This window comes from Methylobacter sp. BBA5.1, from assembly GCF_000746145.1.
Taxonomy (GTDB): domain Bacteria; phylum Pseudomonadota; class Gammaproteobacteria; order Methylococcales; family Methylomonadaceae; genus Methylobacter; species Methylobacter marinus.
Window position 1 is genome coordinate 55,353 of the sequence record NZ_JQKS01000028.1, and the last position, 10,546, is coordinate 65,898.

Consider the following 10,546-nt stretch of genomic DNA (forward strand, 5'->3'; position numbering starts at 1 on the left):
CAGGTTTCATATAAGACAGTCAATATTGTCGATATTCGATTCCTTAGGATTTGGCTAAAGATTACTTCCTGAAACTGGAATCTTGCATAGGATGTGCTGAGCCGAAGCGCATCGCTCGCGAACGATGTGCCTCCTGTCGTCGGCACATCCTATGTTTAAACAGGGAAATTATTTACAACCAAATCCTTATTTCATTCACGTTTCTTAATGAGGATTGCACGATGAGCGGTTGTTGCGACGATGAATGTTCCCTGGAGCGCCTGCGCGAACGGCAGCGCGGGACGCTATACATGGTTCTCGGCATCAATGCCGTGATGTTCTTTGTTATCGTCGCCGCGGCGCTTTATGGCAATTCAACCGCGCTGCTGGCTGACAGTCTCGATAACCTGGGCGACGCATTGACCTACGGCCTGAGCCTGTACGCGGTATCGAGGAGCACGGCCGTCAAGGCCAAAGTCGCCCTGTTTAAAGGGGGACTTATTTTTCTTGCGGCGATCGCCGTGGCCGCTCAGGTTATTTACAAACTGTTCGTCCCGAGTCTGCCCCTCTTCGAGGTCATGGGCGCGTTCAGCCTGCTTGATCTTGCCGCGAATTCCTTGTGCCTTTTTCTGCTGTGGCGGCACCGCCGCGAGGATGTGAACATGAGTTCGGTATGGGAGTGTTCGAGAAACGACATCGTCTCCAATCTTGCGGTTTTTGCGGCGGCAGGAGCCGTCTGGCTTACCGGTTCCGGTTGGCCCGACATGGCGGTTGCGCTGGGACTCGTGGTGTTTCTGATGCGCTCGGCCATCCGTGTTATTGCTTCGGCCATGGCCGAGTACCGTGCGGCATCCTGAGATTGCGATCCCCAAAGGCGCCGGCATGCGTTGCCGCGCTTCACCCACCGCACCCTCTTCACCTCCAGCGCTATCTGTCGCCAATACCGTCTGAATGACCGGAGGTTGGCAAATGACGTGGTTCGGACCGGTTTTTGCTGACAAATTTACAAGCTCTTTGAGGGCAAATCTGGTAAATTTTCCCTTCCATTATCCACTGGCATAACCATCGTTACTTTCCGGGGAGTCATTATGCAAGCATTAAAAAAACCCTTTACACACAGTCTGGGCTTGTTGCTTTTTACCAGTCTGTTCTCTGCTGTTCCCGCAATGGCAGCCACCGACCTCGAAGCGCAAGAAGGCTTCGCCAGAGCACGGGCAAAAATCCACGAACAGGAAACCAATCACGCCGCACACGAAAACCCTATCGATAAAAGTCTGGAATTTCGTGGTGTTTTCTACGGCTATCTCCCCTGCGACGATTGCGCGGGAATTAAAACGACGCTGTCTTTAAAACAAAAAGACAATTATTTGCTGGTAACTCAGCCCGCAAGAGAGTCCTCAAGGGAATTTTATGAAAAAGGGAAATACAGCTGGAACGACGAAGATCAAACCGTTGTTTTAACGCCAAAGAAGGGCGGGACGCACAAACGGTACTACCATATTGAAGATGAAGGGACGCTCATTCAGCTTAATGACGATGGCGCCAGGATGACCCGTGAGGCGGATCGCTATGTTTTGCGCAGAAGCGATACGGTCAAATCGCGAGAGGTACATATTCACTGACGTACAGCCTGCTCGAAAACAACGGAAGCGCATAAAGGGCTTGCCTGGAACAAACCGCCTCGGCAAAAGCAAAGGCGGTTTTTTATTGCCGAGACAGGATATCGGACATCGACAAAACTCCATCAACATAAACAAATTCGGTCAGGCGCTTTTCCGTGTCGACTTGTCCCTCATTCACAGCCCTTTCCCCCTTGTGACGTACAGCCGGTAGCCCATGCTGCAATCACCGCATGGCATGCAATCGAACATAACAAACGTCGATGGCTGATCTCTTTTAACCTGAGCCATCCATGAAACATGGCTTTTTTTAAACCCGACTCCCCTGCCATCTGATAATTTCAAGAGATTATCTTCGAAGGCTTGCCTGTTAAACCGGGATAACATACCTCTGGTACAGGATAAACATAGCCCGCAGCTATAGGGTGGGCGCATGCCGCGTCCCCACGCGAAACATCCGTTAGGTATTTATCCGTATTGTCCACGGAGTTCACACTATGATAGTTTCACTGCAAATCACATCCATTTAAAACTAAGTTCATCTTAAAGCTAAGGTCATCGGCGATTAATCCGCGGCATGCAGGCCGAAACAGTTTGTTTTTCAAGCATGTTTACCGACACCATCCGATAATCACAACCAAGACTTTATTTTATGAATATTATCAAACACACAGCATTAACGTTCTTACTGGCTTTCTCATTGGCTTCAACCAGCCTTATCGCTTATGCGCAGGAAGAAGAAGCCGCCAAACCTTCAGTTTTCAGCCCCAATGAAGCCATCATGCATCTTGAAGCGGCGAGAGTCGAAATCGTCAAAAACGATTTCGTGCCGCCCAGTAATCATTTAAAAGCCGCGCGTGCGATTGCCAAAAAAATAACGGGAGATCCGGACATCGTCAAACAGGCCAACGCATGCATCATTCAGGCGCAAATCAAATTAAAAGAAGGTGATATTGAAGGCGCGACAGAAAAAATCAACAAAACGTTGGAACTGTATAATTCCCTTTGATTTTAAATGGCGGACAAACCGCGCTCTTACTCGAACCGAACTTTGGCGGCCGGCGCAACAACGGGGCCGCCTCAAACGGCGCCATAACTCCATGAATTTAACAACTGGCACTCAGTTAGCCTTGGTCTGACGAGTAAAATTTGCAGAGCATTCATAGCGTGTGAATAGTGCGAATAAATTCGCACCTACAATTTACCCGCCATAATTAAATTGACTGACTACCAGGGCATTACGGCAGTGGTGGGATAAGAGATGCAAATTGTTTTTAATGATGCATTCTTAGATAAAAATAATGCCCCTGGTACTCGACTTCCCGCAATGCTTTCCGGGCCAACAACTGTTGAACGACGCTCCAGTCCTGACCGGTTTTGCCAAGCAGCTTTAAAACAGCGTCCTTGCGCATCGGGTGCACCGCGGTGATTGCCAGCAGATCATCGGTAAAATTGCCGGTCGAAGAGAAGGCATCGCCTTCGTAGCCGGTGAGCAATTCAACGCCGGGCATGATCAGGCTTACGGTTTGGTAGATGCGGTTGAGCGTTTCCGCGCCGGGTGCGTGAACGCTGCTATCGGCGGTGGGACGCGTAGGTATGGCGAGATAAACGTTGTCGGGCGCCAGTGTTTGCAAAAATGCCGCCAGACGTTCCACCGAGCCCTGACCGGTATTGATGCCTTCGAGCAACATGGTTTCGGTCGCCAGCGTCCCGTTAAAATCGGCGGCAAAAGCCCGCATGCCGGCCAATATGTCGTCCAATACAAGCCCTTCACAGGGCCGGTTAATGCGCCGCCAGACCGGTGCGTCAACGGAATCCACCTTTAGCGACACCCAATCGGCCAGGTTCAGTATTTCCCGCACCGGGGCTTGCCAGATCAGCGAGGCATTGGAGATGATGGCAATGTTGATGTTCAGGCCGCGCAACAATTCAATAGCCTTGCCGAGACCGGCATCGAGGGTAGGCTCGCCGTCCGGAACGAAGGTTAAATAATCGACGGTTTCCTGCCGCTCATTAAGCTTTGCCAGGTGCTGCTCGACGGCATCGAAAATATCTTCCGGCCGGTAAAAAGCACGGGGCTGAATTTCCGAGGCTTGCGTCGGTCCTACCTGGCAATACAGGCAGGAATAGGAACAGTGCTTCGGCGGTATATTGTTGATGCCCAGACTGCGTCCCAGGCGTCTTGACGGTACGGGTCCAAATACAAGCATACGCGCCTCACTTTTTTATTGCATGGCGGTGGAAATAATGACCAATGATAACAAAATCTTGGAAGTCAGCAATTTGCGCATGGCCTATGACGGACAAGCCATCATCGAAGGGCTTACTTTTTCCGTGGCGCAACGGGACATTCTGATCGTTTTAGGCCCTAACGGCGCCGGAAAAACCACGCTGCTGCGCGGCCTGCTGAATCTTCTGCCCTATCAGGGCAGCGTTATCTGGCATGCCCGGAAAATCGGCTATCTTCCGCCTCAGGAATCGCTGCAGCGGCAAGGCCTTCCGCCGCTGCAACTGGCGGAATTCTTTCACTTCAAAACGCATGATACCGGATCGATCAAGGCAATGTTGTCCGATGTCGGTCTGGATGACAGTTTTTTAAGCCGACAATTCAACGAATTATCGACAGGACAGTTTCAACGCATGATGATTGCCTGGTCGTTGCTGGATAATCCGGATGTCTTGATCCTGGATGAGCCCACGTCGGGCATCGATATCGGCGGAGAGGAAACCATTTACAGCCTGCTGCATAAATTCTGGCAGAAACAGAACCTGACCATGCTGTTGGTGACTCACGACCTGCATGTCGTCTGGGAATACGCCACGCAAGTCCTCTGCCTGAACCGGCAGCAGATGTGCATGGGCAAGCCCGACGAAGTCTTGACGCCGGAACAGTTGAAGCTGCTTTACGGTACCGGCATTAAATTTTATCAACATCGGCACGGGTAAAAAATCATGGTCGGACACATTTTTCTTGCGCTTATTCTTGCTGGGATAATCGGCGCCGTCGGCGGTTATCTGGGGTCGTTGATGTTGACCAAACGCATGGCATTAATGGGTGGGGCGCTCGGCCATCTGACCTTGCCCGGCGTGGCCCTGGCATTGCTTTACGGTTTCGACGTGTCGCTCGGCGCGGTGCTGTTCCTGGCGTTCGGCGTGGCAATGATCTGGTTTCTGGAACGAAAGACCCGGCTGCACCTGGAAGCGCTGACAGCGGTGGTGTTTTCCGGCTCGCTGGCGGTCGCCTTTCTGTTCCTGCCGGAAGAAGAGACGGATATCGCCTTACTGGGCAACATTTCCCGGATAACACCGGCTACCGTTTTCAGTACCGCCGCGATTTCCCTGGGCCTGTTCTGGATGATCAAATCCATTTATGAGGATTTGATCCTGGCCGGCATTTCACCGGACCTGGCGCAGACCGCCGGCGCGGACCTGAAGCGCAATAACACGCTCTATCTCATCTGCATTGCCATCACCGTGGCTTTGGGCGTGCGTATCGTCGGAGGCTTGATGACCGCGGCGCTGCTTGCCATTCCTGCCTGCACGGCGAGAAACCTCAGCACCAGCCTGGGGCAATACGCGCTGATCAGTACCCTCGCAGGATGCCTGGCCTGCCTGGCCGGCATCCTGGTCTATGCGGCTTCAGGCATTCCGCCAGGCCCCGCGATTATTATCGTCAGCGTGATTCTGTTCCTGGTTTCCGTTTTCAAACCTTTTGCCCTGTCCTTTCACTGATGCCGGTGCGCGGACAGGTTCTTCCGCTATAGCGCAAGTGTTTGTATTATCGATAAAAGCATGAACTTTATCTTGCCCTTGTCGCTCGAAAATCCGTCAGGTATCCGTTTCGCGATGGCTCGATAAACCGGATGATCGCTCAAACTCTTCAGGAGAAAACGCTCATGGTTAACAAGACTGCGAACGCCAAAGACATTGTGTTGATTACCGGCATCAGCGGTTTCCTCGGCCAGGCGCTGAGCAAAGCGCTGGAACAGCATTACCGTGTTGTCGGCCTCGACCGGGATGCCGACCCTGAAAAATTTCCCGGCTACATCGATATAGACCTGACCTCGGACAGCGCCGTTGAAAAAGCCCTGGATGACGTACGCCAGCATCACGGCACGCGCATCGCCTCGGTGGTGCATCTGGCCGGCTATTATGATTTTACCGGCGAACCGAACCCGCTTTACGAGAGCGTCAACGTCAAGGGCACCCGCCGCCTGTTGCGCGCCTTGCAAGGGTTTGAAGTCGAACAGTTCATCTACGCCAGCACGATGCTCGTGCACGCGCCGACCGATCCCGGCGTGCCGATCACGGAGGATTGGCCGATACAGCCTAAATGGGCCTATCCCCAATCGAAGCGGGAAACCGAGCAAGTCATCCTCAACGAGCACGGCGCCATCCCCTATATATTGGCGCGCATCGCCGGCGTCTATACTGATAGCCTGCAACCGCCGACGCTCGCGAATCAGATACAGCGGATTTACGAGCGCCAGTTCACCAGCCGGTTTTTCGCCGGCGATATCTCGCACGGCCAATCGTTTGTTCATATCGACGACCTGATCGAGGCTTTCATGCGCATGATCCGGCGGCGCAGGCAACTGCCTGACGAACTTGAGCTGCTCCTGGGCGAGCCGTTGACATTAGGGTATGAAGCGCTGCAGAACGAGATCGGCTACCTGATTCACGGCGAAACATGGCCGACCGAGACGTTGCCGAAACTGTTGGCCAAGGCCGGCGCCGGCTTGCAGGAGCGCATGGAAGTCGCGATACCGGATTCCATCGACAAGGGCGAAAAGCCCTTCATCAAACCGTTCATGGTCGATCTGGCCGATGATCATTATGAACTGAACATCGCCCGGGCCCGAAGCCTGCTCGCTTGGGAACCGCGGCATTCGCTGCGCGACACGCTGCCGGCGATCGTGGCGGCGCTGAAAGCCGACCCGTTGAGCTGGTATCGGCGCAATAAACTGACTCCCGCGGAATGGGTCGAAACCATGGCCGCCCAGCCCGAGCCGGCCGAGAACCTGCTGCATGGCTATAACGAGTCGTGGCGTCAGACGCACAGCGAAAACCTTTGGGCGCATTTTTTGAACATGGCGTTGGGCACCTGGCTCATGACCAGTCCGGCTACCCTGGGTTATCCGGGTGAAGCCATGGTTCTCAACGATCTGATCGCGGGTGCTCTGGTGCTGGTATTCGGCGCGCTGTCGCTGTCGCGGCGCATGGCTTGGGCGCGCATTGCCAATGCGGTCGTGGGATTGTGGCTGTTGTTCGCGCCGCTGGTGTTCTGGACCTCGAGCGCGGCGGCTTATTTGAACGATACCCTGGTGGGCTCGCTGGTGATCGGCTTCGCGGTCCTGGTCCGCCCCATGCCCGGCGTCGGCCTCATGGCCAGCTTGAAAGGCCCCGACATTCCGCCCGGCTGGGACTACAGCCCATCGGCATGGACGCAGCGCATACCGATCATTTTCCTGGCTTTCATCGGCCTCTACGTTTCGCGCTATCTGGCCGCCTATCAGTTGGGCCATCTCCCAAACGCCTGGGACCCTTTCTTCGGCGACGGCACCGAGCGCATCATCACTTCCGACATCTCCAAGGCCTGGCCCGTGCCCGACGCCGGCCTCGGCGCCGTGACTTACCTGCTGGAAATACTGACCGGCATCATCGGCGGGCGCGACCGCTGGCGCACGATGCCCTGGCTGGTCATTCTGTTCGGCCTCATGATCGTGCCCCTGGGCGCCGTCAGCATTTTTTTCATCATTATCCAGCCTATTCTGATCGGCACCTGGTGCACGTTGTGCCTGGTAGGGGCCGCGGCCATGCTGATCCAGATTCCCTACGCCTTCGATGAAATAATCGCCACGGGCCAATTTCTGGCCGAACGCCGCCGCAAGGGCAAATCGGTCATATTGGCTTTCCTGCGCGGCGACACGATGGAAGGCGGCCGCAAGACCGAACGGGAAAATTTCGAAGGCTCGCCCTGGGCACTCCTCAAGGATATGCTCGGCGGTGGCGTCAATCTGCCCTGGACGCTGGTTCTGAGCGCGGCCATCGGCGTCTGGCTGATGTGCACGCGGCTGATTTTCGGGACGCAAGGCGAGCAGGCCAATAGCGATCACCTGATCGGCGCTCTCGTGGTGACGGTTTCCATCACAGCGCTGGCGGAAGTGATGCGGCCGGCGCGCTTCATCAATATACTGCTGGCTGTCGCCCTGATAGCCTCGCCGTTAATGCTGGAGGGCGGCAGTCGCCTCGCCGACTGGTCCGGCGTCCTGGCGGCGCTGTTGCTGATTGCCGCCAGCCTGCCGCGCGGCAAGGTCGAGCACAGCTATGGCGGCTGGAGCCGGTATTTGTTTTAGCGGTTGGCTAAAAGCCCGTAGGGTCCGCACTGCGTACCTTTCCCTGGTTCCCACGGTCCTGAGGCTGTGAAAGAATTAGTGAAAAACGTCATAAAAAGCCTTATTCACCACGAAGATCACGAAGGACACGAAGAAAAAATTAAGTTAATCAAAGGCTTAAAACTTCGTGCTCTTCGTGTCCTTCGTGGTTAAACCCTTTAAATTGAATACTTTCACAGTCTCTCCTCCGTGGGAACCGATACCGTGCTTTGAGAGCGGCATGTCGTATGCACACCCAGCCAAGCCTAGTGAGTTGCGTGGTTTATGAAATATTATTCGAAATAATCCCAAGGATATTCAGGCGCTAAGATAGGCCGAAAACCTTCCGGAGCCGGGAAAGGCGCGGTAACAAACTCATAAACGCCGATGAGTTCACGGGCCACCAGCATGCCCACCCCTTTCGCCAGGCCGATGGGTACGCCAACGGCACCCTGGGCGCGCGTTTCATGGATAATATTGCCCGGCACTTCCAGAAAACCACAGGTCATGCCCGCCAGTCCCCGGCCAAATTTATGCGCGGCTGATTGCGCATGGGCATCAGGAAATGACAATAGCATCGCCGCCGTAAAAGCAGCCAACAGATAAGTGCGTAACTTTTTCATATGCATTCCTCTACTTCTTATTATGTGGAAAGCCTATCTTACTGCATAAGCCGGGTATTAAAAATTGAAGTCTTTGCGCTTAACCATCAGCCATGACTTGGGCCGCCGCGTTTCCAAGTACCCCGCCAGCACATAGCTGACCAGCGCCGTCGCCAGAGACAGCAGATAAGGCGCGCCCAGATCGAGCACATGATGCCCGACAATCCATGTCGACATGCCGGTCAGCAGCGTAACGGCGGCGCTCATGCTGCCGCCGAAACGCGTGAACAGGCCGAACACGACGACGATGAAAATACCGGCGCTGCCGAATGCCGACGCCTCTTCCACCAGCGTGTAGACGCGATCGGCATGCAGCGCCAGCACAAAGGCGATGATGCCGCATGCCATGACCACGATCCGCGCGACTCTGACCTTGCCCTGATCGCTGATGGTCCTGACGGCCGGCACGATCAGGTTATGCGACACCAGGGCGGAGGCCGCCAGCAGGGCGCTGTCGACGGTCGACAAAATAGCCGAGATCAGCGCGCCGGCGAAAATGATGTACAAAAACGTATTCAGATGCTCGCGGGCCAGCCGCGGCAGAATCTGCTCCGGCTGCGCCAGGCCCGGCACCAATTGAAAGCCGAGCAGGCCGATGAACACCGGTATCAAGCCCACGGCCAGATACAACAGGCCTCCCTGGATACAGGCCCGGCGCGCCACCTCGGGCGAGCGGCTGGCCAGCACGCGTGCGACGAGTTCCTGCGACAGGACCGAGCCGCAGATCGGTATGGCCCACTGCTCGATTTTGGCGATCAGGCCGCCGGATTCGGCGCCGAACAGACTGAGCCGTTCCGGATGGATATGCGCCATGGACGCGTCGAAACCGCCGCCCGCCTCCAGCACAAAAAACAGCAGCAGCAACAGGCCGATAATCAACGCGACGCCCTGCACGGCGTCGGTCACGACATCAGCCATCAGGCCGCCGTACATGGTATAGACGATCACGACCAGCGCCGCGGCGGCAATGGCCAGTTCCACTTCAAATCCCGACACGGCCGACAACACCTGCCCGAACGCGCGAATCTGCGCGGCCGCCCACATGACCGAGGTCGGCGCGATCAGCAGAACGGCCAGGTTTTGAACCCTGGCCGAATAGCGCTGGGCAAACAGGTCGGCCAGCGTGGTCAGATTGCGCCGCCATAACTGCACGGCGAACACCATGCCCATCAGCACCAGGCAGATGGTATAGCCGAACGGGTCGATGGTCGCGCCCGACAGGCCGTTCTCGTAAACGGAGCCGGCCGCGCCTATGCAGGTTTCGGCGCCGAACCAGGTCGCGAACACGCTCAGACTGGCCATGCCCGGGCCAAGGCTGCGCCCGGCCAGGAGATAATCGTTTTCACTGACGATACGGCGCGAAAAATACACGCCGATCAGCAATTGCAGCAGGATATAGGCAATAATCCCGTAGACAACTGTAGGCATATTCTTACAATGGGCTTAAAAAAAGGCCGCTATTCTAGCGCAGCTGGCCTGATATTTTGTAACGAAATGATCCGGCGAAGCATGCGGAGAGAATATTAAGATCTGATGTTACGCAGTAAGTTGAATTCAGATCGGTTTAGCAAAGTGTCGCTAGCGCGACGATTATTTGAATCGGGTTTATCGCACCCGAAGGCGAGTTACTTTCTTTTGCGCGGCCTCGGCAATTGCTCCTGCATTGCTCTACCTCCTGCATCCATGCAGTCGAAAAGAAAGTAACCAAAGAAAAGGCCGCCCGTTGCCGCTTTTTCCTTGCGCTCCTCACTTTCGACGAGGGTTGCCAAAAGGGACTTCCTGTCCCTTTGGCAACGCGCTGCATCCATGCAGCGCCCCTTCGGGCTGTTCTCGCCGAAAGCTGCGGTGCTCGGCGCGGCAAACGGGATAAAATCGTCCATGCCTAACATCAGTTAAGATAAAAAACTTTATG

10 protein-coding genes are annotated in these 10,546 nt (G+C 55.2%); 6 read left to right on the forward strand and 4 right to left on the reverse strand.

Annotation, left to right across the window (positions count from 1 at the left end; genetic code table 11):
• Positions 1–221 precede the first annotated feature (221 nt).
• The 3 genes from EK22_RS16860 to EK22_RS16870 all read left to right on the forward strand — a co-directional run bounded on the left by EK22_RS16860 (position 222) and on the right by EK22_RS16870 (position 2,607).
• Positions 222–836: a cation efflux transmembrane domain-containing protein gene (locus EK22_RS16860; protein ID WP_036252830.1), complete on the forward strand. Its 615-nt coding sequence runs from the start codon at positions 222–224 to the stop codon at positions 834–836.
• Between the two features lie 231 nt (positions 837–1,067).
• The gene (locus EK22_RS16865) at positions 1,068–1,601 is read left to right on the forward strand and encodes a copper resistance protein NlpE (RefSeq protein ID WP_036252832.1); all 534 of its coding nucleotides are present in this window, start codon (positions 1,068–1,070) and stop codon (positions 1,599–1,601) included.
• 649 nt (positions 1,602–2,250) lie between these two features.
• The gene (locus EK22_RS16870) at positions 2,251–2,607 is read left to right on the forward strand and encodes a hypothetical protein (protein ID WP_036252834.1); all 357 of its coding nucleotides are present in this window, start codon (positions 2,251–2,253) and stop codon (positions 2,605–2,607) included.
• Positions 2,608–2,872: 265 nt separating this feature from the next.
• Here EK22_RS16870 and EK22_RS16875 read toward each other — a convergent pair whose 3' ends face one another.
• Entirely contained in the window at positions 2,873–3,808 is a 936-nt protein-coding gene (locus EK22_RS16875) for a radical SAM protein (RefSeq protein WP_020157289.1), read from the reverse strand.
• Positions 3,809–3,845: 37 nt separating this feature from the next.
• Here EK22_RS16875 and EK22_RS16880 point away from each other — a divergent pair, with 37 nt between their 5' ends.
• From EK22_RS16880 to EK22_RS16890, 3 genes are all read left to right on the forward strand, one after another.
• Positions 3,846–4,544, forward strand: coding sequence for a metal ABC transporter ATP-binding protein (locus EK22_RS16880; RefSeq protein ID WP_036252868.1), 699 nt, complete (start codon positions 3,846–3,848; stop codon positions 4,542–4,544).
• Between the two features lie 6 nt (positions 4,545–4,550).
• Positions 4,551–5,330: a metal ABC transporter permease gene (locus tag EK22_RS16885; RefSeq protein WP_036252836.1), complete on the forward strand. Its 780-nt coding sequence runs from the start codon at positions 4,551–4,553 to the stop codon at positions 5,328–5,330.
• Positions 5,331–5,494: 164 nt separating this feature from the next.
• Entirely contained in the window at positions 5,495–7,954 is a 2,460-nt protein-coding gene (locus EK22_RS16890) for an NAD-dependent epimerase/dehydratase family protein (RefSeq protein WP_036252838.1), read from the forward strand.
• A gap of 311 nt (positions 7,955–8,265) precedes the next feature.
• Here EK22_RS16890 and EK22_RS16895 read toward each other — a convergent pair whose 3' ends face one another.
• From EK22_RS16895 to EK22_RS16905, 3 genes are all read right to left on the reverse strand, one after another.
• Entirely contained in the window at positions 8,266–8,595 is a 330-nt protein-coding gene (locus EK22_RS16895; RefSeq protein ID WP_036252841.1) for an exosortase system-associated protein, TIGR04073 family, read from the reverse strand.
• 57 nt (positions 8,596–8,652) lie between these two features.
• Positions 8,653–10,062, reverse strand: coding sequence for a high affinity choline transporter 1 (locus EK22_RS16900; RefSeq protein WP_036252843.1), 1,410 nt, complete (start codon positions 10,060–10,062; stop codon positions 8,653–8,655).
• Between the two features lie 197 nt (positions 10,063–10,259).
• On the reverse strand, positions 10,260–10,514 hold the full coding sequence (locus tag EK22_RS16905; protein ID WP_232216307.1) for a hypothetical protein: 255 nt from the start codon (positions 10,512–10,514) through the stop codon (positions 10,260–10,262).
• Positions 10,515–10,546 lie beyond the last annotated feature (32 nt).

Bases quoted from the DNA above. Each gene is read 5' to 3' on its own strand.
- EK22_RS16870 (WP_036252834.1), top strand. From the start codon at position 2,251: ATGAATATTATCAAACACACAGCATTAACGTTCTTACTGGCTTTCTCA.
- EK22_RS16880 (WP_036252868.1), top strand. From the start codon at position 3,846: ATGACCAATGATAACAAAATCTTGGAAGTCAGCAATTTGCGCATGGCC.
- EK22_RS16885 (WP_036252836.1), top strand. From the start codon at position 4,551: ATGGTCGGACACATTTTTCTTGCGCTTATTCTTGCTGGGATAATCGGC.
- EK22_RS16865 (WP_036252832.1), top strand. From the start codon at position 1,068: ATGCAAGCATTAAAAAAACCCTTTACACACAGTCTGGGCTTGTTGCTT.
- EK22_RS16900 (WP_036252843.1), bottom strand. From the start codon at position 10,062: ATGCCTACAGTTGTCTACGGGATTATTGCCTATATCCTGCTGCAATTG.
- EK22_RS16890 (WP_036252838.1), top strand. From the start codon at position 5,495: ATGGTTAACAAGACTGCGAACGCCAAAGACATTGTGTTGATTACCGGC.
- EK22_RS16905 (WP_232216307.1), bottom strand. From the start codon at position 10,514: ATGGACGATTTTATCCCGTTTGCCGCGCCGAGCACCGCAGCTTTCGGC.
- EK22_RS16895 (WP_036252841.1), bottom strand. From the start codon at position 8,595: ATGAAAAAGTTACGCACTTATCTGTTGGCTGCTTTTACGGCGGCGATG.
- EK22_RS16860 (WP_036252830.1), top strand. From the start codon at position 222: ATGAGCGGTTGTTGCGACGATGAATGTTCCCTGGAGCGCCTGCGCGAA.
- EK22_RS16875 (WP_020157289.1), bottom strand. From the start codon at position 3,808: ATGCTTGTATTTGGACCCGTACCGTCAAGACGCCTGGGACGCAGTCTG.